This window comes from Crassaminicella indica (assembly GCF_019203185.1).
Lineage (GTDB): Bacteria > Bacillota > Clostridia > Peptostreptococcales > Thermotaleaceae > Crassaminicella > Crassaminicella indica.
Map to the genome: position 1 here is coordinate 2,098,955 of NZ_CP078093.1, position 23,746 is coordinate 2,122,700.

Annotated in this window: 21 protein-coding genes and 2 riboswitches; all 21 genes read left to right on the top strand. The window is 33.1% G+C overall.

Going from position 1 to position 23,746, the window contains the following annotated elements:
- Positions 1-98: 98 nt before the first annotated feature.
- The 21 genes from KVH43_RS09875 to secG all read left to right on the top strand — a co-directional run bounded on the left by KVH43_RS09875 (position 99) and on the right by secG (position 23,697).
- A complete protein-coding gene (locus KVH43_RS09875; protein ID WP_218282372.1) occupies positions 99-1,730 on the top strand; it encodes a Na/Pi cotransporter family protein in 1,632 nt (543 codons plus the stop codon).
- A gap of 277 nt (positions 1,731-2,007) precedes the next feature.
- Positions 2,008-2,856 carry a DegV family protein gene (locus tag KVH43_RS09880; RefSeq protein WP_218282373.1) on the top strand — a complete coding sequence of 283 codons (849 nt, stop codon included), beginning with the start codon at positions 2,008-2,010 and terminating at the stop codon, positions 2,854-2,856.
- Positions 2,857-2,972: 116 nt separating this feature from the next.
- Positions 2,973-3,078: riboswitch (glycine riboswitch) on the top strand.
- Between the two features lie 3 nt (positions 3,079-3,081).
- Positions 3,082-3,155, top strand: a riboswitch (glycine riboswitch).
- A 91-nt stretch (positions 3,156-3,246) separates the two neighbouring features.
- Positions 3,247-3,636, top strand: a complete 390-nt coding sequence (locus tag KVH43_RS09885; RefSeq protein WP_218282374.1) for a GrdX family protein — start codon at positions 3,247-3,249, stop codon at positions 3,634-3,636.
- Between the two features lie 31 nt (positions 3,637-3,667).
- Positions 3,668-4,609, top strand: coding sequence for a thioredoxin-disulfide reductase (gene trxB / locus KVH43_RS09890; RefSeq protein WP_218282375.1), 942 nt, complete (start codon positions 3,668-3,670; stop codon positions 4,607-4,609).
- Positions 4,610-4,629: 20 nt separating this feature from the next.
- Positions 4,630-4,950, top strand: coding sequence for a thioredoxin TrxA (trxA, locus tag KVH43_RS09895; RefSeq protein WP_218282376.1), 321 nt, complete (start codon positions 4,630-4,632; stop codon positions 4,948-4,950).
- Positions 4,951-5,014: 64 nt separating this feature from the next.
- Positions 5,015-6,301, top strand: a complete 1,287-nt coding sequence (locus KVH43_RS09900) for a glycine/sarcosine/betaine reductase component B subunit (protein WP_218282377.1) — start codon at positions 5,015-5,017, stop codon at positions 6,299-6,301.
- Positions 6,302-6,346: 45 nt separating this feature from the next.
- On the top strand, positions 6,347-6,817 hold the full coding sequence (gene grdA, locus KVH43_RS09905; protein ID WP_218282378.1) for a glycine/sarcosine/betaine reductase complex selenoprotein A: 471 nt from the start codon (positions 6,347-6,349) through the stop codon (positions 6,815-6,817).
- A 38-nt stretch (positions 6,818-6,855) separates the two neighbouring features.
- On the top strand, positions 6,856-8,166 hold the full coding sequence (gene grdB / locus KVH43_RS09910; protein WP_218282379.1) for a glycine reductase complex selenoprotein B: 1,311 nt from the start codon (positions 6,856-6,858) through the stop codon (positions 8,164-8,166).
- Positions 8,167-8,435: 269 nt separating this feature from the next.
- The gene (gene grdC, locus KVH43_RS09915; RefSeq protein ID WP_218282380.1) at positions 8,436-9,968 is read left to right on the top strand and encodes a glycine/sarcosine/betaine reductase complex component C subunit beta; all 1,533 of its coding nucleotides are present in this window, start codon (positions 8,436-8,438) and stop codon (positions 9,966-9,968) included.
- Positions 9,969-9,979: 11 nt separating this feature from the next.
- Positions 9,980-11,167 carry a glycine/sarcosine/betaine reductase complex component C subunit alpha gene (gene grdD / locus KVH43_RS09920; RefSeq protein WP_255547735.1) on the top strand — a complete coding sequence of 396 codons (1,188 nt, stop codon included), beginning with the start codon at positions 9,980-9,982 and terminating at the stop codon, positions 11,165-11,167.
- Positions 11,168-11,353: 186 nt separating this feature from the next.
- The gene (locus KVH43_RS09925; RefSeq protein ID WP_218282382.1) at positions 11,354-12,373 is read left to right on the top strand and encodes a BMP family lipoprotein; all 1,020 of its coding nucleotides are present in this window, start codon (positions 11,354-11,356) and stop codon (positions 12,371-12,373) included.
- 128 nt (positions 12,374-12,501) lie between these two features.
- The gene (locus tag KVH43_RS09930; protein WP_218284139.1) at positions 12,502-14,007 is read left to right on the top strand and encodes an ABC transporter ATP-binding protein; all 1,506 of its coding nucleotides are present in this window, start codon (positions 12,502-12,504) and stop codon (positions 14,005-14,007) included.
- Positions 13,997-15,124 carry an ABC transporter permease gene (locus KVH43_RS09935; protein WP_218282383.1) on the top strand — a complete coding sequence of 376 codons (1,128 nt, stop codon included), beginning with the start codon at positions 13,997-13,999 and terminating at the stop codon, positions 15,122-15,124. Before KVH43_RS09930 ends, KVH43_RS09935 begins: the two co-directional genes overlap by 11 nt.
- On the top strand, positions 15,125-16,057 hold the full coding sequence (locus tag KVH43_RS09940) for an ABC transporter permease (protein WP_276572121.1): 933 nt from the start codon (positions 15,125-15,127) through the stop codon (positions 16,055-16,057).
- Positions 16,058-16,199: 142 nt separating this feature from the next.
- Positions 16,200-17,588 carry an RNA polymerase factor sigma-54 gene (rpoN, locus tag KVH43_RS09945; protein WP_218282384.1) on the top strand — a complete coding sequence of 463 codons (1,389 nt, stop codon included), beginning with the start codon at positions 16,200-16,202 and terminating at the stop codon, positions 17,586-17,588.
- A 161-nt stretch (positions 17,589-17,749) separates the two neighbouring features.
- Entirely contained in the window at positions 17,750-18,793 is a 1,044-nt protein-coding gene (locus tag KVH43_RS09950) for a sugar-binding transcriptional regulator (RefSeq protein ID WP_218282385.1), read from the top strand.
- Between the two features lie 32 nt (positions 18,794-18,825).
- A complete protein-coding gene (gene gap / locus KVH43_RS09955; RefSeq protein WP_218282386.1) occupies positions 18,826-19,839 on the top strand; it encodes a type I glyceraldehyde-3-phosphate dehydrogenase in 1,014 nt (337 codons plus the stop codon).
- Positions 19,840-19,928: 89 nt separating this feature from the next.
- The gene (locus tag KVH43_RS09960; RefSeq protein ID WP_218282387.1) at positions 19,929-21,173 is read left to right on the top strand and encodes a phosphoglycerate kinase; all 1,245 of its coding nucleotides are present in this window, start codon (positions 19,929-19,931) and stop codon (positions 21,171-21,173) included.
- Between the two features lie 18 nt (positions 21,174-21,191).
- Complete coding sequence (tpiA, locus tag KVH43_RS09965) at positions 21,192-21,938, top strand: triose-phosphate isomerase (RefSeq protein ID WP_218282388.1); 747 nt, start codon at positions 21,192-21,194, stop codon at positions 21,936-21,938.
- A gap of 18 nt (positions 21,939-21,956) precedes the next feature.
- On the top strand, positions 21,957-23,249 hold the full coding sequence (gene eno, locus KVH43_RS09970; protein ID WP_218282389.1) for a phosphopyruvate hydratase: 1,293 nt from the start codon (positions 21,957-21,959) through the stop codon (positions 23,247-23,249).
- 214 nt (positions 23,250-23,463) lie between these two features.
- Positions 23,464-23,697, top strand: a complete 234-nt coding sequence (gene secG, locus KVH43_RS09975; protein WP_218282390.1) for a preprotein translocase subunit SecG — start codon at positions 23,464-23,466, stop codon at positions 23,695-23,697.
- Positions 23,698-23,746 lie beyond the last annotated feature (49 nt).

The window sequence follows — 23,746 nt, forward strand, 5'->3', positions numbered from 1 at the left end:
TTTTATGAAGAAAATTTAATAAAATTAACAAAAGGCATTAAAAATGGTGTATTATATAAAAGGTGTGCATTTATTACATAATTATAGGAGGGGCATAAATGGAAATCTTCTTTGGACTAATTGGAGGGCTAGGATTATTTCTTTATGGAATGACTATTATGGGTGATGGGCTGGAAAAGTCTGCTGGAGATAAGATGAAAAAAATTATCGAAGTCCTTACAAATAATAGAATCATGGCAGTAATTGTTGGAGCATTGGTTACAATGATTATACAAAGCAGTAGTGCAACTACCGTTATGGTTGTAGGTTTTGTAAACGCAGGAATTATGAATTTAACTCAGGCTACAGGAGTTATTATGGGTGCTAATATAGGAACTACTATAACTGCTCAAATCGCCTCGTTAAAATTAAGCTATATTGCTCCTGTCGTGGTTGGAATAGGTGTTGGAATATGGCTTTTTAGCAACAATAAAAAGACAAAAAATGTAGCAGAAATTTTTATAGGGTTTGGTATTTTATTTATTGGTATGGACTTTATGAAAGATGCGGTAAAACCACTTCGTGAATATGCAGGGTTTAAAGAAATGCTACTTAGCTTTGGAAATCCAACATTTACTGATTCATTGATGGCTATATTTACAGGATTTTTGATTACTGCAGTAGTGCAGAGTAGTAGTGCGACTACAGGTATTTTAATCGCTTTAGCGAGTGAAGGACTTTTACCTATAGAAGCTTCTTTACCCATTATATTTGGAACCAATATTGGAACTTGTGTAACAGCTATGTTATCAAGTATTGGAGCGAATAGAACAGCAAAAAGAGCAGCATTTATTCATTTTACTTTTAATGTAGTTGGTACATTATTATTTATGATATTCTTTAAAGATATAACTATTACGATTGTGAAGCATTTTTCACCAGAAAATGCAGCAAGGCAATTGGCTAATGCACATACTCTTTTCAATATTGGAAACACATTACTATTACTACCTTTTGCTACAATATGGGTAAAACTTGCTAATAAAGTGATCCCTATAAATGATTCTGAAAAGAGAGAAAAAAGAGGTGGTAAGTATCTTGATGATAGGATGCTAGAAACACCATCTATTGCTATAGGACAAGTAATAAAGGAAATACTTAATATGGGTGATTTAGTTTTAGAGAGCTATCGAACCTCTATGAAAGCTTTTTTTGAGAAAAGTGAGAAATTAGCAAATGAGACCTTTAAAATGGAAAAAATTATAAATACGATGGAACGAGAAATTGCTGAATATCTAGTTAAATTATCTAGTACTAATTTATCAGGGAAGCAACATGAACTTGTGGATGGATTGTTTAATACGATTAATGATATTGAGCGGGTAGGAGATCATGCTGATAATTTAGCTGAATTAGCCATTTTTGCTTCGGAACGTAAATTAGTATTTAGCAAAGGGGCTATAGAAGAATTAAAGCTTATGCATAATCGTGTAATGAAATCATATGATCAAGCAATTCTTTCATTAAAAACAGGAGATATGAATATGGCAAGAAAGGTTGTTGAAAGAGAAGGAGAAATTGATCATATGGAAAAATCACTTAGGACTAGTCATATTGCAAGATTAAATAAACAGGAATGTTCAGCAGGTGCAGGAATTATATTTTTAGATATTATTAGCAATCTTGAAAGAATAGGAGATCATGCTACGAAAATTGCTTTTTCTGTAATAGATGCATCTGATAAATTTTAAGATTTAAGTATAAGACTTCTTCATATATGGGGAGTCTATTTTCTATTTTACGTATCAATATAATATTTTTATAATCATCAACATAAAAAAATAAATATATAAAGATAATAACTTTTGTAAAAAAGCTTACTGAAATTACATGGAAAATATGTTAAGAACCTTCATTGTTTGAACAAAGTGATTTTTGAAGGTTTAGTTTTTTTTAGTTGTAAAAACAATGTATAGATAATAAAATAATATAGATAAAATCAACTTATCATGATAGGAGGGAATGTGATTGAAGCCTATAAAAATTATAACAACAAGCTTATCTGATATTCCGAAGGAGCTTATCGATAAATATGATATTACAGTTTTACCATTAACAATAAGGTTTGGAGATAATGAATTTAAAGATAGAGAGGATTTAAGCCCAGAAGAATTTTTTAATAAACTTCAAGCTTCTGATGAATTGCCTAGTACTTCTCAAGTCATTCCAAGTATTTTTATGAAGGAAATGAAAAATGCTTTAGAAAATGGATATGAAGTAATAGTTATTAATGGATCTTCAGGTGTTAGTGGAACTCATCAATCATCACTAATAGCAAAGAAGGAATTGGCGTCTGATGATATAACAGTAATTGATACTTTATCACTTTCATATACTTGTGGAATGATTGCAGTAGAAGCAGCAAAAATGGCAAAGGAAGGTAAAAGCAAAAAAGAAATTATAGAAAGAGTAGAAAAAATGAAAGAGAAAGCTGATCATATTTTTTCTGTAGAAACTCTTGACTACCTTAAAAAGGGTGGAAGGCTTAGTAATACTAAGGCAACTATTGGAAAAATATTAAATATAAAACCTATTTTGACTATAAAAAATGGAAAAGTAGAACTTTTTGATAAAGTAAGAGGAAGTAAAAAAGTAATACCTAAAATGATTCAAATTGCAAAAGAAAGAGGTTTAAAGCATGGATCAGAATATGTGTGTATAGCACATGGGGCAAATATTGACGGATTAGAAAAGCTTAAAAAAGAGATTATGGATACTTTTGAGCCAAAAAAAATCATTACTACGGAAATAGGATGTACCATAGGGACTTATACTGGTCCAGGAATATTGGCTCTTCTTTACATGAGAGATGAATAAAATGTGAAATAAATAACAAAAGTTGCCAAAAAATTGTTGTAAAGGTATATTGTTTGTATTATAATGAATATATAGATAATTCTAATGATTGTTTGAAATGTATAAAAATATTCTGGTTGAAAAATGCGGGAGAGAATCCTAATTGGGTCGCCGAAGGGACAAGCAAAACGATATTGCCTATCTTTTTGTGAAATTCTCAGGCAAAAGGACCGTATTTGGACAGAACTCTGGAAAGCTTTTTAAAAGCACCGAAGGAGCAATTCTATCTATTAGAAGAAACTCTCAGGTTCAAGACAGAGGCATATGGCAAACATGAGTTTGTCATGTGCCTCTATTTTCATAAGAACAAAAAACGTTTTCCTAGCTGTATAAAAAGTGGAGTGAATGAATATGAAAAAAGTTCTAATTACAAATAATTTGAAAGTTTTTGAAGAAAATAAAGAAAAAATGGATATAATTTATTCAAAAGATTATACATATCTTGATGTTCTTATAATTACGAGAAACAAGATACATGAGGGATATAGATTGCTTACTCACCCTCTCTCAGGAAGCGTTAAGCCTAATGAGACTCCTTTTAAATCAGTCATTATGACAAAGAAAAAAAATGAGCTTCATATTAAATCACTTGAAATAATTGAAGAAAGTATTCAGACGGCAGAGAAGTTTATAAAAGGGAAGAAAATACCTCTTTGGACAGAAAAAATATTAGAGGATTTTAAACTTATTGACTATTGTCTTATAAAGAGTGCAATAGAAAGTATGGATCAATTTTTTTGATTATTTTAAACAATTAAAAAGGAGGATTAAAATGGAAAAACTATATGACGTAATCATAATAGGAGCAGGGCCTGCTGGACTTGCAGCAGGTCTATATGCAGCAAGAGCGAAAATGAAAACATTGATTTTAGAAAAGGATAAAACAGGAGGTCAGATTGTTACGACAAATGAAGTAGCAAATTATCCAGGTTCTATTCAAAATGCTACAGGGCCAAGCCTTATTGCAAGGATGGTAGAACAGGCAGAGGAATTTGGTGCAGAAAGAAAGAAGGATACAGTAATAGATGTTGATTTTACTGAAAAAGTAAAGGTAATAAAGGGAGAGAAGGAAGTATATAAGTCTAAGACAGTAATAATTGCAAGTGGTGCTACACCAAAACAAATTGGTTGTCCAGGAGAAAAGGAATTAATAGGAAAAGGAGTATCCTATTGTGCAACTTGTGATGCAGACTTTTTTACAGGTTTAGAAGTATTTGTAATAGGAGGAGGAGATTCTGCATTAGAAGAAGCTATGTATCTAACGAAATTTGCCAAAAAGGTTACGATTGTACATAGGAGAGATGAGTTAAGAGCTGCAAAATCAATTCAAGAGAAAGCATTTAAAAATGAAAAAATAGATTTTATGTGGGATACAGTAGTAGAAGAAATAAAAGGAGATGGAATTGTAGAAGCTATTGTATTTAAGAACAAAAAAACAGGTAAAATTACAGAATATCATGCAGATGAAAATGATGGAACATTTGGGATATTCCCGTTTGTAGGATATAAACCTCAAAGTGATGTATATAAAGGAAAAATTGAATTAACAGATGATGGATATGTTATAACAGATGCAGACATGAGAACAAGTGTAGCAGGTGTATTTGCTGCTGGAGATATTAGAGTAAAATCCTTAAGGCAGGTAGTAACTGCTACAGCAGATGGTGCAATTGCAGCTGTTGCAGCAGAAAAATATATTGAAAATCATTATTAAAGATAGGGGGAGGAATTTATATGTTAGCACTTGATAAAAATACTTTTCAAAAAGAAGTTTTAGAGGCATCTGGATATGTGCTTGTGGATTATTGGAGTGATGGCTGTGAGCCATGCAAAGCATTAATGCCAGATATAGAAGAGCTTGCAGCTGAATATGAAGGAAGAGTAAAATTTGCAAAATTAAATACTATGAAAGCAAGAAGGCTTGCTATATCACAAAGAGTATTAGGACTTCCAACAATTGCATTATACAAAGATGGTGAAAAAGTAGATGAAGTGACAAAGGAAGCTGCAACAAAAGCTAATATTCTTGCTATGCTTCAAAAACATGTAGGATAGTTTACAACTCACGCTGGTGAGTAAGTCACCAGTTGTGGGTAAAATATAAAGGGAGGTGAATGATGTGCGCCTAGAATTGGGGAAAATTAATATTAGCGATGTTCAATTTGGTGATATGACCAAAGTAGAAAATGGAACATTATATGTAAATAAGGAAGAAATCATCAACATTATCATGGAAGATGATCATATCAAAAGCGCACAGGTAGAACTTGCCAAGCCAGGGGAAGCAACTAGAATAACTCCTGTAAAGGATGTTATTGAGCCAAGAGTAAAAGTTGAAGGGCAAGGTGGCATATTTCCTGGAGTAATAAATAAAGTTACTACTGTAGGTTCAGGCCGCACGCATGTATTAAAGGGAGCTGCAGTTGTTACTTGCGGCAAAATTGTTGGATTTCAGGAAGGTATCATTGATATGAGTGGTCCTGGAGCCGAGTATACTCCATTTTCAAAGCTAAACAATATTTGTTTAGTAATTGAACCAATAGATGGTTTAAAACAACATGAATATGAAGCTGCTGTAAGAATGGCAGGATTAAAAGTAGCTAGCTTTATTGGTAAAGCTGGTAGAGAATTGGTACCAGATGAAGTAGAAGTTTATGAAACAAAACCATTATTTGAGAGTGTCAAAGAGTATCCTGATTTACCAAAAGTAGCATATGTATACATGCTTCAAACACAAGGGTTGCTTCATGATACTTATGTTTATGGAGTAGATGCAAAAAAAATTGTTCCTACAATTCTTTATCCAACAGAGATAATGGATGGAGCAATACTTAGTGGTAATTGTGTATCTGCTTGTGATAAAAATACAACTTATCATCATCAAAATAATCCAATTATTCATGACTTATATGAAAGACATGGTAAGGATATAAATTTTGTAGGAGTAATTATTACAAATGAAAATGTATATCTTGCAGATAAAGAAAGATCATCAAATTGGACTGCTAAGCTTTGCAAATATTTAGGTCTTGAGGGAGTAATTGTATCTCAAGAGGGCTTTGGAAATCCAGACACAGATCTTATTATGAATTGCAAGAAAATAGAAGACGAAGGTGTAAAAACTGTAATTGTAACAGATGAATATGCAGGTCGTGATGGGGCATCTCAATCTCTTGCAGATGCAGATCCAAAAGCAGATGCTGTAGTAACAGGTGGAAATGCAAATGAAATCATTATTCTTCCACCGATGAAGAAAATAATAGGTATGCTAGATTATGTTGATAAAATTGCTGGAGGATTTGATGGCAGTTTAAGACATGATGGAAGTATTGAAGTGGAACTTCAAGTGATTACTGGTGCAACAAATGAATTAGGATTTAATAAGTTATCTGCTACAGGCTTTTAATAAGAACTATTTTAAAATGAAAAACAAAGGGAAAGGATGGTAACCATGGGTTTATTTGAAGGTAAGAAAGTCATCATCATTGGTGACAGAGATGGGATACCAGGTCCTGCTATTGAAGAATGTTTAAAAGGCACAGGCTGTGAAGTAGTTTTTTCTGCTACAGAGTGCTTTGTCTGAACGGCAGCAGGAGCAATGGACCTAGAAAATCAAAATAGGGTTAAAAATTTAACAGAAAAGTATGGTGCAGAAAATATTATAGTAATTTTTGGAGCAGCAGAAGCAGAAGCTGCAGGATTAGCTGCTGAAACTGTAACAAATGGAGACCCTACTTTTGCAGGTTCATTAGCGGGAGTCCAGTTAGGACTTAGAACATACCATGCTGTAGAGCCAGAATTTAAAGATGCTGTAGATCCAGAGGTGTATGAAGAGCAAATTGGTATGATGGAAATGGTATTAGATGTTGATGCAATTGTCGAAGAAATGAGATCGATGAGAGAACAATTCTGTAAATATTAAAAAGAATTTCCCATTTAAAATACGAGAGGGGGGGAAATATGAGCACTATTAGAGTTGTTCATTATATAAACCAATTCTTTGCAGGTATTGGAGGAGAAGAAAAAGCAGATATAAAACCTGAGGTAAGAGAAGGAGTTGTAGGGCCTGGAATGGCTTTAAAAGCAGCTTTTAAGGATGAAGCCGAAATTGTTGCTACAGTTATTTGTGGTGACTCCTATTTTAATGAAAATATTGAAGAAGCAAAAGCTGTTATTATTGATATGGTGAAAAAGTATCATCCGGATATGTTTATTGCAGGTCCAGCTTTTAATGCAGGTAGATACGGTGTAGCGTGTGGAACGATTAGTAAAGCTGTAAAAGAAGAGCTAAATATTCCTGTTGTAACAGCTATGTATCCAGAAAATCCTGGAGCAGATATGTTTAAAAAGGATATTTATATTATAGAAACAGGAAATTCTGCTGCTACAATGAGAAAAGCTATTCCAGCATTAGCAAAGCTTGCATTAAAACTTGGAAAAGGTGAAGAAGTAAAAGCGCCTAGTATTGAAGGATATATTCCGAGAGGAATAAGAAAAAATATATTTAGAGAAGAAAGAGGCTCAAAGAGAGCTGTAGATATGTTGATTAAAAAGCTTAATGGTGAAGATTATGTTACAGAATATCCGATGCCTGAGTTTGATCATGTTACACCAGGTAAAGCTATTAAAGATATATCAAAAGCAAAATTAGCAATAGTTACTTCTGGAGGGATTGTACCGAAAGGAAATCCAGACCATATCGAATCATCAAGTGCATCTAAATATGGCAAATATGATATAGCTGATTTTAGTGATTTAACATCTGAAACCCATGAAACAGCACATGGTGGTTATGACCCTGTTTATGCAAATGAAGATGCTGATAGAGTATTACCTGTTGATGTATTAAGGGAATTAGAAAAAGAAGGGAAAATCGGAGAACTTCATAGATACTTCTATACAACTGTAGGGAATGGTACATCTGTTGCAAATGCTAAGAAATTTGCAGAACAATATGCACAAGAATTGGTGGCAGATGGTGTAGAAGCTGTTATTCTAACATCTACCTGAGGAACTTGTACGCGTTGCGGTGCAACAATGGTAAAAGAAATAGAAAGAACAGGAATTCCTGTTGTGCATATGTGTACTGTTGTTCCTATTTCATTAACAGTTGGAGCAAATAGAATCGTACCTACAATAGCTATTCCTCATCCGCTAGGGAATCCAGCGCTAGACCTAGAGGAAGAGAAAAAATTAAGAAAAAGATTGGTTGAAAAAGCATTAAAAGCATTAGAAACAGAAATAGAAGATCAAACTGTTTTTGAAGATTAAGTCTTTGCCAGCTGTTGATGCAGCTGGCAGCTGCTTACTATAAATGGGTGGTGAAGATCACCCATTTATTTAAAATTATACAATAGTTTTAGTGATTGTATTATATTTATTAAAAGTTTTAATAAAATAGCGATCATCATAAACATTTTTTATATCTATACAATGTATTTATGTTTGTAATATACTAAAAATAGATTATGGAATAGTCTGTAGCTGCGAGCTGCATAAGACTTGTGGCAAATTTTTTAAAATTATGTGGAGGTGGAAAAATGAGTTATCCAGTAATTAAAGGTGCAGGATATGTTCTTGTACATACTCCTGATATGATCATTCATAATGGAACAACTCAGACTACAGAAAGAGTTACAAACCCTGATTCAGAATACCTTAAAAAGCTTCCAGAGCATATTAGAAGCTATGAAGAGGTTTTAAATTATGCTCCTAATCAAGTGTACATAGGGAATATGCATCCAGAGGAATTAAGAGAATATGCTTTGCCGTGGTGTAGTAAAGATGCTAATTGCAAGGATCGTTTTGGGAAATTTGGAGAAATTATGCCTCAGGATGAGTTCATTGCGCTTATGAAGATTGTAGATGCATTTGATCTTGTAAAAATAGAAAAGGGCTTTAATAAAATATTAAAAGAAAAGCTTAGGCATCATCATTTATTGAAGGATGATGTAGCAAGGCTAAAGGAAGGAGAAGAATTATCTGAAATTGAGAAGTTTATAAATGAGCAGAATGCTGAAGCTATTTATCATGAGGGAAATTTAGTTGGTTGTGTAAAAAGAGCTCATGATGTAGATGCAAATTTAACTTCACATATTCTTTTTGAAAATTTAGTAGTAAAAGCTTCTGGTGTTCTTGCGTTTAAACATCTTGTTGATAAGAATAATCTCAATGTAGCAGATATTGACTATATTATAGAGTGTTCAGAGGAAGCTTGTGGAGATATGAATCAAAGAGGTGGAGGAAACTTTGCAAAGGCTATTGCAGAATGTTCAGGTGCTATAAATGCAACAGGTTCAGATACAAGAGGCTTTTGTGCAGCACCAACTCATGCATTGATTCAGGCAGCATCTCTTGTAAAGGCTGGAACCTATGAGAATGTAGTTATAGTAGCAGGAGGAGCTACAGCAAAGCTTGGAATGAATGGAAAAGACCATGTAAAAAAAGAATTGCCTATATTAGAAGATGTAGTAGGTGCATTTGCAATACTTGTTAGTAAAAATGACGGTATAAATCCAATCATTAGAACGGATTTAGTAGGAAGACATACAGTAGGTACAGGTTCATCTCCACAAGCAGTAATCACTTCATTAGTTACAGCACCTCTTGATAAGGGAGGACTAAAGATTACAGATATTGATAAATATTCTGTTGAAATGCAGAATCCAGATATTACAAAACCAGCAGGAGCAGGAGACGTGCCAGAAGCAAACTACAAAATGATTGGTGCTTTAGGAGTTAAAAGAAAAGAATTAGATAGAAAAGAGCTTCTAAATTTCGTGAAAGAACATGGTATGCCTGGTTGGGCACCAACACAAGGACATATTCCGTCAGGAGTTCCTTATATAGGCTTTGCTAAGGAGGATTTAACAGAAGGTAAATTAAATAGAGTGATGATTATAGGAAAGGGAAGCTTATTTTTAGGGCGTATGACAAACCTGTTTGATGGTGTATCTGTAGTTATTGAAAGAAATTCAGGAGTAGAAGAAACAGTAGGGGTATCAAAAGAAGAGATAAAAAATATGATAGCGGAGGCTATGAAAGATTTCGCATCACATCTACTAAAGGAATAGGGGTGATGATTATGGGACAAAAAAGAGCGGTGAAACAAATAATAGGAAAAACCTTTATAGAAATTGCTGATGCTATAAAAAGTGGCGAATTTGGAGAAAAAATAAGGATAGGCCTTACAATATTAGGAAGTGAGCATGGCACAGAAAATTTAGTAAAGGGTGCTGAAATAGCAGCAAAAAAAGGAGAAAACTTTGATATTGTTCTTATTGGACCAAAGGTGGATACATATTTAGAAATTGTAGAAGTAGAATCAGAGAAGGATATGCATAAAAAAATGGAGGAATTATTAGATAGTGGATACATAAAAGCATGTGTAACTATGCACTACAGCTTTCCAGTTGGTGTGTCAACAGTAGGAAGAGTAATCACGCCAGGGTATGGAAAAGAAATGTTTATAGGAACAACAACAGGAACATCATCAGTAAATAGAACAGAGGCAATGGTAAAAAATGCATTGTATGGAATAATTACAGCAAAAGCGATGGGGATAGAAAATCCAACAGTAGGAATATTAAATGTAGATGGAGCAAGACAGGTAGAAAGAGCATTAAAGGAACTAAGAGATAATGGATATAATATTAACTTTGCAGAATCCATGCGTTCAGATGGCGGAGCCATAATGAGAGGAAATGATCTTCTTGCAGGAACAGCAGATGTGATGGTAATAGATACGCTTACAGGAAATATTATGATGAAAGTATTTTCATCATTCACAACGGGAGGAAGCTATGAAGGCTTAGGATATGGATATGGTCCGGGTGTAGGAGAAGATTATGATAAAATCATTCTTATCCTATCAAGAGCATCAGGAATACCAGTAGTATCAAATGCCCTTAGCTATGCGGCAAAGGTAACAAAAGGAAAAATACTAGAAATAGCAAAGGAAGAATTTGAAAAAGCAAAGAAAGCAAAGCTTGATGAAATATTAAAGCATTTAAGAAAAGACTATAAAAAAGAAACAGAAAGCGAAGAAGGAGTAGTTGCACCTTCTAAGGAAGTAGTAACAGGCTCTATATCTGGAATAGATATAATGGATTTAGAAGCTGCTGTAAAGGTGCTATGGAAAACAGGAATTTATGCAGAAAGTGGAATGGGGTGTACAGGACCAATTGTTCTTGTAAATGAAGAAAGAATAGATATTGCAACAGAAGTGCTAGCAAAAGCTGGTTTTATTGAAAAGGAAAGAGATATTTGTTAGAAGTTTAAGTATAATCTTGATAATAAAATGGAAATATAAATATGAAAAGAAACTGTAAATATTTAATTTTATTTACCATTAAAAAATTCAAAAAATATGGTGTTATGATAAAGGAATTTTGAATATTTTAGCGAATACATAATATTATTCTTTTTGTGGGAAATCAAAATAGAGGAGGAATTCAAAATGTTTAAAAAGGGATTAGCAATTTTATTGACAGTAATACTTGTTGCTGGATTACTAGCAGGTTGTGGACAAAAAACACCAGAGCAAGCGGAAAAAACAAAATTAAAAATTGCTATGGTAACAGATGTAGGTGGAGTAAATGATCAATCGTTCAATCAATCAGCTTGGGAAGGCTTAAAAAGAGCTGAAGATGAATTAGGAATTAAAGTTTCTTATAAAGAATCTAGACAAGATGCTGACTACGGTCCAAACATGGAATCTTTATTAGATGAAGAGAATGATTTAATCTGGGGTATAGGATATAAAATGGGTAATTTAGTAAAAGAAGAAGCTGAAAAAAATCCTGAGCAAAAATATGCTATTGTTGACTATGCTTATGAAAAAACACCAGAAAATTTAGTAGGTGTAGTATTTAAAGCTGAGCAATCATCATTCCTTGTAGGTTATATAGCAGGGAAAATGACAAAAACTGGAAAAGTTGGATTTGTTGGTGGAGTTAAAGGAAATGTTATTGACGGATTTGAATATGGATACAGAGCAGGTGTAAAAAAAGCAAACAAAGATGTAAAAGTTTTAGTTCAATATGCTGATTCTTTTACAGATGCAGCTAAAGGTAAAGCAATTGCTAATCAAATGTATAAAGATGGCGCAGATATTGTATTCCATGCTGCTGGTGGTGTTGGTGATGGTATTATAGAAGCTGCTAAGGAACAAAATAAATTTGCAATTGGTGTAGATAGAGATCAAAGTAATCTAGCACCTGAAAACGTACTTACATCAGCAATGAAGCATGTAGATACTGCAGTTTTTGATATAGCAAAGAGTTTAAAAGAAGGAAAATTCCCAGGAGGAACAACAGTTGTTTATGGACTTAAAGAGGGTGGTGTAGATATTGCTCCAACTTCTAACAAGCATGTACCAGCTGATATTTTGAAAGAAGTAGAAGATCTAAAGCAACAAATTATAGATGGAAAAATTGTAGTTCCTTATAATGAAAAAACTTTTAGTGAATTTAAATAAAAAAAGTGATATAATAATATAAAATGAAAATCAAGTAGCTCAGGCAAATAGTCTGGGCTGCTTCGGTATTAAGTGATTAGGAGGTTATTCTATTGAATCACATCAAGTTTGATGAAAAAGCTGTGGAAATGAAAAATATCACAAAGGTTTTTGGTAATTTCACTGCAAACGATAACATTAATTTGACGGTTCATAAAGGGGAAGTACATGCTTTATTAGGAGAAAATGGAGCAGGAAAAACTACGCTTATGAACATTTTGTATGGTCTATATCAGCCTACCTTTGGTGAAATAAGAATCAATGGGAAAACGGTAACAATGACAGATCCGAATGTAGCTATTCAACATGGAATAGGTATGGTACACCAGCATTTTATGCTTGTGGAGCCTTTTACAGTAGCAGAGAATATCATATTGGGAAAGGAAACGACTACTAGCTTTGGAAAGCTGGATATTAAGGAAGCGGTTTCACATGTGGAAGAATTGTCTAAAAAATATGGTCTTTATGTTGATCCTTATGCGAAAATAGAGGATATTACTGTAGGGATGCAACAAAGAGTAGAGATTTTAAAAGCATTATATAGGGGAGCTGAAATCTTAATCTTAGATGAGCCAACAGCTGTATTAACACCACAAGAAATTCAAGATTTAATAGATATAATTAGAAATCTTACTAAGCAGGGCAAATCTATAATTATAATTACTCATAAATTAAAAGAAATAAAACAAATTGCTGATTATTGTACAATTATTCGTAGAGGAAAGCATATTGATACAGTAGATGTTAGTGTAACTACTAAGGAAGAACTAGCAAATAAAATGGTTGGAAGAGAAGTAAATTTTGTTGTAGAAAAAAAAGAAAGAGAAAGGGGAGACGTTGTACTAGAAATAAATAATTTAGTAGTTAAGGATAATCGTGGGATTAATGCAGTAGATGGATTGTCTCTTAAAGTACATGCTGGAGAAATTTTAGGGATAGCAGGAGTTGATGGAAATGGACAAAGTGAATTAATTGAAGGGATTACAGGACTTAGAAAGATAGAATCAGGAAAAATAATTATGCAGGGAAAGGATATTACAGGAAGGACACCAAAAGAGATTTTAGAGCATAAGATTTCAACAATTCCAGAAGATAGACAAAAAAGAGGGTTAGTATTAGATTTTAGTGTTGAGGAAAATATGATATTAGAAAATTATTACAAAGCACCTTTTGCTAAAAATGGAATTCTTCAAAAAGATAAAATAAAAAGCTTTGCAAAAAAATTAGTAGAGAGGTTTGATGTTCGTCCTCAGGATGAGACGTTAAAGGCTCGTGCTTTATCAGGTGGAAATCAACAAAAGGTAATTATAGCAAGGGAAGTAACTAATAATCCAGAATTATTAATTGCAGCTCAACCTACTAGAGGTTTAGATGTAGGAGCTATTGAATATGTTCATAAGGCACTTGTAGAACAAAGAGATAAAAATAAGGCTGTGTTGCTTGTATCTCTAGAATTAGATGAGATAATGAATGTATCCGATAGAATTGCAGTAATTTATGAGGGAAAAATAGTAGGGATTGTAGAAGCAAATAAAACAGATGAAAATACGCTTGGTCTCATGATGGCAGGAGGAGGTACAGGCAATGAAAAATAAAAAAAATTCATTAAAAGAAATGTTATTTAGTGGAAATTTTACGATTACATTAATATCTATTTTGTTAGGACTTGCTGTAGGAGCTATTGCTTTAAAGATAGCAGGATATAGTCCAATAGAGGCATATTCAGTAATATTAAATGGTATATTTGGAAAGCCTAAATATATTTCATATACAATTATTTATGCTACACCTCTAATTATGACAGGGCTTTCAGTAGCATTTGCTTTTAAGACAGGATTGTTCAATATTGGTGCAGAAGGACAGTTTATTGTTGGAGCTTTAGTAGCGACATTAGTAGGTTATTTTGTGAAACTACCTATAGTGCTTCATGCTATTGTAGTATTTGCTGCGGCTATAACTGCTGCAGGTATATGGGGGGCAGTTGCAGGCTTTTTAAAGGCTAGATTTGGAGTTCATGAGGTTATTGCAACTATTATGTTAAACTGGATTGCTTTGTATTTAAATAATTATGTTATTATGCTAGAAGGTTTTAAAAGACCTAATAGTGAAGCATCTTATAAAATATGGGATACTGCAACAGTTGGAATTTTAGAGAAGTGGCGTTATACAGATGCAGGAAGAGTTTGGTTAAAAGCTCATCCAATACTGCAGAGTATTTTTAAAACACCTATAAATTTAGGAATTATTTGTGCTATTTTATTGGCTGTTTTGGTTTGGTTTATATTGAGCAAAACTACATTAGGATATGAATTAAGAGCTGTTGGTTCTAATAAATATGCTGCTGAATATGGTGGAATCAATGTAAATAAAAGTATAATTATTTCAATGAGTATAGCTGGAGCATTAGCAGGTGCTGCAGGTGCGATGCAAGTAATGGGTATATCAAAACAGGTTTCAATTTTAGCAGCTATGGAAGGATATGGATTTGATGGAATTGCAGTTTCTTTGATTGGTAGTAATGGAGCGTTTGGATGTATTTTTGCAGGATTACTTTTTGGGGCACTAAAATATGGAGGACCTAAAATACAATCTGCTATGGGAGCACCATCAGAGATTGTAAGTATTGTAATGGGAACGATTGTATACTTTATTGCTATGCCAAAATTCATCAAGATGCTTTTAGATGCAAGAAAAAGAAAAGAGGTGAAATAGGTGATTGATAATATAGGTTTTATTCTTGGGACGACATTAATGTATTCAACGCCACTTATTTTTGCAGCTTTAGGAGGGGTTATTTCTGAAAATTCAGGAGTTGTTAATATAGGTCTTGAAGGGATGATGACTCTAGGAGCGTTGGTAGGTGCAACAGTAGGGTATTTCACAGGAAATCCATGGTTAGGGCTACTCTGTGCAGGACTGGCAGGAGGATTATTAGCTATATTACACGCTATTGCATCTATTACATTTGGAGCAGATCAAGTAGTATCAGGGATTGCGATTAACTTTTTAGGACCAGGAATTGCATTGTTTTTAAGTCGTATATTTTTTGAAGGTGCTACTATGACAAAGTCTATTGATTTAGATAATAAAATCCCTAGACCTTTAGATGGAATATTTCAACAGAATTCATTCTTTGACTTGGTATTTAATCAGTATGCAACTGTATATATTGCATTGCTTTTAGTGTTTATTGTATGGTATATGCTTTATAAGACGAAGCTAGGGCTTAGAATTAGAGCTGTAGGAGAACATCCAAAAGCAGCAGATACATTAGGAATTAATATTTATAAAATTAGATATTTTAGTGTTATTTTGTCTGGTATATTTGCAGGCTTTGGAGGAGCGGCAATGAGTCTTGCAGTAGTTTCTAACTTTCGTCCTACATTGATTTCTGGACAAGGCTTTATTGCCCTTGCTGCTATGATTTTTGGAAAATGGAAGCCTCAAGGTGCTATGTGGGCTTGTTTATTGTTTGGTGCTGCTCAAGGTATAGTAGTATTCTTAGGTAGTACAGCTATTTCAATATCATCACAGATTTTAGCTATGCTGCCATATATCATAACATTATTAGTTTTAATAGGTTTTGTTGGAAAGTCTGCAGGTCCTGCAGCAAATGGTGTACCATATGAAAAAGGAGAGAGATAGACAAGGTATATGCCTTGTCTTTTTCCTTTGGATTGAATGGATGTAGCTTTATTTCCTTAAAAATTAATGATATAATGAGAGAAAAAGAAGACCAAAAATTTAAATAAATACTTATAGACAAGAGAGAAGGTGAAGGTTTGAGATGAAATTAGGGTTTAATTTAAACATCGAACAAGTCCAAAAGCTAGTGATGACTCCTGAGCTAAAGCAGGCTATTCAGATATTACAATTTAATTATCAAGAATTGAATCAGTTTATTGATGAGCAAGTATTAATCAACCCTCTTCTCGAAATAGGTTCTTCTAAAGAGAGCGAATTAAGGAAAAAACAAGAAGAAAAAACGGATCAGAATGAAGTTGATTGGAAAGAATATTTTAAGGAATATGATGATATTAGCTACAAACAATATAATTTTAATAAAGATAGAGAAGAAGTATCCTTTGAGCAATTTGTATCTTCAGATATTACATTAACAGAGCATTTGTTGTTTCAATTGCAATTTGCTGTTTTAAAAGAGCAATATATCAATATAGGAAAGTATATTATAGAAAGCCTAGATGTAAATGGATATTTAAATACAAATATTTCTGAAATTGCATCATTTTTTTATGTAAATGAAGAAACAGTAGAAGATGTATTATCTGTTATTCAAACCTTTGATCCCCCAGGAATTGCTGCTAGAAGTTTAAAGGAATGCTTAATTATTCAGGTAAAGCAAAAAGGAATAGAAGATGATAAAATTCTAAAAGTTATATCAGAGCATCTAGATGATGTTGCAGAAAATAGGTTAATGAATATTTCAAAAGCTTTAAATATATCTACGAAGAAGGTTCAGGCTATTACAGATTTTATTAAGACTTTAGAACCAAAACCAGGAAGAGCTTTTAGTTCAGGAGAAGAAATAAAGTATATTACACCAGATGTAAATGTAGAAAAGATCGATGGGGAATACGTTGTCATTGTTAATGATACTACAGCGCCAAGGTTGTCTATTAGTTCATATTATAGAAAAATGCTTTTGCACGAAAATAAAGACTCAAACACATCAAAATTTCTTACAGGTAAGTTAAATTCAGCCATGTGGCTTTTAAAAAGCATAGAGCAAAGAAGACAGACTATCTATAATGTTGTAAAAGCGATTGTTGATTATCAAATTGATTTTTTTGAAAAAGGGAGACAACATCTAAAGCCTTTAACGCTAAGACAGATTGCTGATGAAGTAGGAGTTCATGAATCTACTGTAAGCAGAGCAATAAATGGAAAGTATATGCAGTGCCCTAGGGGTGTTTTTGAAATAAAGTTCTTCTTTACTAGTGGAGTATCAAATCGTTTAGGAGAAGGAATTGCTTCAGAAAGCATTAAAAGCATGATTAAGGATATGATTGATCATGAAGATAGTAAAAAACCTCTAAGTGATCAAGAAATATCTAACAGATTAAAGGAAAAAGGAATAAAAATTTCAAGAAGAACAGTTGCAAAATATAGAGATGAAATGAAAATTTTATCTTCTTCAAAGAGAAAAAGATTTTAAAAGACGTGAAATTCACGTCTTTTTTGTTGATATTTATATGAATTTATGCTATTCTATAGCTGGATATTTTTTTAACCCAAATGGGACAAAAAATGTCTACGGGGACAAAAAACGTCCCAAAGAGTAAATATATAGGAAATTATAAAAGGGGCATGTAACTGATGTGGATAAGAGAAAACGCTGAAATCGATGAATGGATTGAGATACAAAAAAGAATTGTACCAGAATTTGTAGAAACTTTAATCAATCGATACAAAATGCTTAGACTCATCCAGCATCATCAGCCAATTGGCAGAAGAAATTTGGCAAATGCATTGGGAATGGGAGAAAGAATTGTACGTAGAGAAGCAAATATTTTAAAAAAACAGGGATTTATAGAAATTAAAGCTGAAGGAATGAATGTTACAAGATTTGGATATACTAGTTTGGAAATGCTAAGAAGCTATATACATAGGTTTAAAGGACTTAATAGCATGGAAGAAGAAGTAGCCAAAAAATTAAATATTCATAAGGTGTTAATTGTACCTGGTTCCTATGATGAAGATGAACTTGTTTTAAGAGAAATTGGTCGTGTTGCATCAGTTTACCTTAAATCTATATTAAAAAATGATATTGTCATAGGTATTACAGGTGGTCAAACAATGGCTATGGTTGCTGAAGAAATGAGTGAAGATGATTTAAAACACTCCAATATAGCTGTTATCCCAGCTCGTGGAGGGTTAGGAAAAAATGTAGAAAAGCAATCTAATACCATTGCAGCAAAAATTGCCAAAAAGCTTAATGCATCTTATAATCTTCTTCATATGCCTGACAACATATCAAAAGAGCTTTTAAAAAGCTTATCAGAGGATCCAAATATAAAGGAAGTAGTAGATTATATTCAAAAAATAGGAATACTTGTTTTTGGGATAGGTAGAGCTGATAAGATGTCTGTAAGAAGAGGATTAAGCGAAGAAAAAATAAATACTTTAAAGCAGCATGGTGCTGTAGCAGAAGCTTTTGGGTATTATTTCAATAAAGATGGAGAAATAATACAAGAAGTAAATACTGTAGGTGTAAGCTTAGATCATTATAAAGGATTACAGCATATTATTGGTGCAGCTGCTGGAACTGAAAAGGCTGAGGCAATTATTGCAATAAGCAAGTTGAATGAGAATCTTACATTAGTGATTGATGAGGGCTTAGCAAAAAAAATTTTAATATAAAAAATACATATATATATTAAGGAGGATGTTTCATGAGTGTAAAAGTAGCAATTAATGGTTTTGGAAGAATAGGAAGAAATGCATTTAAGGTAGCTATGGAAAAGACAGATGCTAATTTTGAAATTGTAGCTATCAATGACTTAACAGATCCTGCAACATTAGCACATTTATTAAAATATGACAGTTGCTTTGGTAAATTCAATGGTACAGTAGAAGTAAAAGAAGGTGCTATTGTTGTAAATGGAAAAGAAATAAAAATATATGCAGAAAGAGATCCAGAAAACCTTCCATGGAAGGAACTAGGAGTAGAGATCGTTATCGAATCTACAGGAATCTTTAGAGATAAAGAAAAAGCTGAAAAACACATTAAAGCAGGAGCGAAAAAAGTAATTATTTCTGCACCAGCAAAGAATGAAGATATTACAATTGTTCTAGGTGTAAATGAAGAAAAATATGATCCAAAAAATCACCATGTAATTTCAAACGCTTCTTGTACAACAAACTGTTTAGCACCATTTGCTAAAATTGTTGACGAGAAATTTGGTATCAAAAAAGGATTAATGACAACTGTTCACTCTTATACAAATGACCAAAGAATTTTAGACCTTCCACATAGTGATTTAAGAAGAGCTAGAGCTGCAGCGGAATCTATTATTCCTACAACTACAGGAGCTGCAAAAGCAGTAGCGTTAGTATTACCACAATTAAAAGGAAAATTAAATGGTATGGCAATGCGTGTTCCAACACCAACTGTTTCTGTTGTAGATTTAGTTGTTGAATTAGAAAAGCCAGCTACAGTTGAAGAAATCAATGAAGCATTCAAGGCAGCTGCTGAGGGAGAATTAAAAGGTATATTAGGATACAGTGATGAGCCACTAGTATCTGTAGATTATAGACAAGATCCTAGATCTTCTATTGTAGATGGATTATCAACAATGGTAATGGATGGCAACATGGCAAAAATCGTTTCTTGGTATGATAATGAGTGGGGATACTCAAATAGAGTAATAGATTTAGTGAGCTATATCATTAGCAAAGGATTATAAAGGTTGTAGATGATGGGTTCGATCTTATATCAGATTGAACCCTCTATTCAAAATCATATAAGATCAATCGTTGACGAATAGAAAATAGTATGTTACATATATTAGAGGAGCATTATAATATAAGGATTAGAGGTGAAAGGATATTGAATAAAAAAAATATCGAGGATATTCAAGTAAAAGGGAAGAAGGTACTTGTTCGTTGTGACTTTAATGTACCTATGGATGAAAATAAGAATATAACAGATGACATTCGTATCCGAGCAGCGCTTCCAACAATCAAGTATCTTATTGATCATGAAGCAAAAGTGATTTTAATGTCTCACTTAGGCAGACCAAAAGGCGAACCAAATAAAAACTTTAGTCTTGAGCCAGTAGCAAAAAGACTTGCAGAGTTATTAGGAAAAGAAGTAGTTTTTGCAGCAGATGATGAAGTTGTTGGTGAAATGGCAAAAAAAGCTGTTTCAGAAATGAAAGATGGAGAAGTTGTATTGCTTCAAAATGTTAGATTTAGAAAAGAAGAGACAAAAAATAATCCTGAATTTGCAAAGGAATTGGCAAGTCTAGGTGAAGTTTTTGTTAACGATGCTTTTGGTACAGCTCATAGAGCACATGCTTCAACAGCAGGAGTAGCGGATTATCTACCATGTGTATCGGGTTATTTGATTCAAAAGGAAATCGATATAATGGGTAAAGCTTTAATGAACCCAGAAAGACCTTTTGTTGCTATATTAGGAGGAGCCAAAGTTTCTGATAAGATTGGTGTAATTAATAATTTATTAGAAAAGGTTGACACCTTGATTATCGGTGGTGGAATGGCATATACTTTCTTAAAAGCAAAAGGACTTGAAATAGGAAAATCATTACTTGAAGAAGATAAGATAGAGCTTGCAAAAGAATTGATGAAAAAAGCAGAAGATAAAGGTATAAATTTATTATTACCTGTAGACGTAGTTGTAGCAAAGGAATTTAAAGCAGATGCAGAACATGAAACTGTAAAAGTTGAAAATATTTCTGCAGATGTAATGGGACTTGATACAGGAAAAGAAAGTATCGAGCTATTTAGCAAGGTAATAAAGAATGCAAAAACAGTTGTTTGGAACGGCCCTATGGGAGTATTTGAAATGCCAGCCTTTGCATTAGGTACAAAAGGTATAGCTGAAGCTATGGCAGCGTGTGACGGTACAACTATTATTGGTGGAGGAGATAGTGCAGCAGCAGTAGAACAACTTGGATTTGCTGATAAAATGACACATATATCAACAGGTGGTGGAGCAAGCTTAGAATTCCTAGAAGGAAAAGAACTACCTGGTATTGCTGCGATTAATGATAAGTAATTCACAGGGGGTAAAATTATGAGAATGCCTATTATTGCAGGGAACTGGAAAATGAATAAAACTATAAAAGAGGCAGTTGAATTTGTAAAAAGCATTAAAGACCGTGTAGCAGGAACAGATGTAGAAGTAGTATTATGTGTACCTTATACATTACTTCAACCTGTAAAAGAAGCTGCAAATGGTACAAATATAAAGGTTGGAGCTCAAAATATGCATTGGGAAGAAAGTGGTGCATTTACAGGAGAGATTTCACCTTTAATGCTAAAAGAAATTGGTGTAGATTACTGTGTAATCGGTCACTCAGAAAGAAGACAATATTTTAACGAAACTGATGAAACAGTAAATAAAAAAATCCATACCGCTTTAAAACATGGAATAAAACCTATTGTTTGTGTGGGTGAAACATTAGAAGAAAGAGAAAGCGGAAAAATGGAAGAAGTAGTAAAAAACCAAGTAGTAAAAGCTTTTAAAGATGTAAAAGGTGAAAGCGTAAAAGATATTGTAATTGCTTATGAGCCTATATGGGCAATAGGAACAGGTAAAACAGCTACAGCTCAGCAAGCTAATGATGCAATCTATAAAATTCGAGAAATTGTAAAAGAATTATACGGGGAAGAAATTTGTACAGAAATACGTATTCAATATGGTGGAAGTGTAAAGCCGAATAATGTAGAGGAAATTATGAATCAAGAAGATATAGATGGTGCTTTAGTGGGTGGAGCAAGCTTAAAGCCTGATGATTTTGTACAACTTGTAAACTTTTAATTCGAAAGGAGAATACATATGCCAACAACAATTACTGATGTTTATGCAAGAGAGGTATTAGACTCAAGAGGAAATCCTACCGTTGAGGTAGAAGTTTATTTAGAAGATGGAAGCATGGGAAGAGCAATAGTTCCTTCAGGTGCTTCAACAGGAGCTTTTGAAGCTGTTGAATTAAGAGATGGAGATAAAGAAAGATACTTAGGAAAAGGTGTCTTAAAGGCAGTTGAAAACGTAAATGAAGTTATTGCTGATGAAATCATCGGAATGGATGCGTTAGATCAAATAGGCGTTGACATGACTATGATTGAGCTAGATGGAACAGAAAATAAAGGAAAACTAGGTGCTAATGCAATACTTGGAGTATCTATGGCAGTTGCAAAAGCTGCAGCAGAATCTCTTGGAATGCCATTATTCCAATATTTAGGTGGAGTAAATGCTAAAACATTGCCAGTTCCAATGATGAATATTTTAAATGGTGGAGAGCATGCAGATAACAATGTAGATATTCAAGAATTCATGGTTATGCCTGTAGGAGCAAAATCTTTTAGAGAAGCATTAAGAATGGGTGCTGAAATATTCCATAATCTTAAGAAAGTATTAAAAGATAAAGGGTTAAATACAGCTGTAGGTGACGAAGGTGGTTTTGCACCAAACTTAACTTCTAATGAAGAAGCTCTTGAAGTAATTATTGAAGCTATTAAAAATGCAGGATATACTCCAGGAGAAGATGTAAAACTTGCATTAGATGTAGCTGCAACAGAACTATATGATAAAGAAGAAAAGAAATATAACCTATCAGGAGAAGGTGTTGTAAAAACATCTGAACAAATGGTTGATTTCTATGAAGAATTAATAAATAAATATCCAATCGTTTCTATAGAAGATGGATTAGATGAAGAAGATTGGGAAGGATGGAAATTATTAACTGAAAGATTAGGAAAGAAAGTACAGCTTGTTGGGGACGATTTATTTGTAACAAATACATCAAGACTTGAAAAAGGTATTGAAAGAAAAACAGCTAATTCAATTCTTATTAAGTTAAATCAAATTGGTACAATAACTGAAACACTTGATGCTATTGAGATGGCAAAAAGAGCAGGTTATACTGCAGTTGTATCTCATAGATCTGGAGAAACAGAAGACGTAACTATTGCAGATTTAGTTGTAGCTGTAAATGCGGGTCAAATCAAAACTGGTTCTGCATCAAGAACAGATAGAATTGCAAAATACAATCAATTATTAAGAATTGAAGAATTATTAGATGCAACATCTAAATATGCAGGAATGAAAGCTTTTTATAATTTAAAGTAAAGTGTATACTTTTAGAAAAAAATGGAAACCATAAAAGGGTAGAATGATCTACCCTTTTATTGATGTTATTGAAGAAAATTATCTTATAAATGATGATAAAACAAGGTATTTGTACTTATGAAGTTCTAAAGGTATAGTATGCTGCAATATGTGTTGATTTTCAAAAATAGCTGTGTTAAAATAGGTATGTTAAATAGATAGAGGAGGTGGAAACATGGAAACAGTGTTTATGATTATACAAGTTATTGCTAGCATTATACTGATAGCAAGTATTCTTTTACAATCTGGTAAGAGTGCAGGATTATCAGGTTCAATTGCTGGTGGTGCTGAACAGCTTATGGGAAAACAAAAAGGAAGAAGTTATGAAACACTACTAAGTAAAGTAACTAGTATTGGAGCAGGTGTTTTTATAATAACTTCTATCGTTTTGGTTTATCTTCAAAAGTAATCAATGAAAGAAATACTAGAGCCATTTGGTTAGATTACAAAGGAGGCAT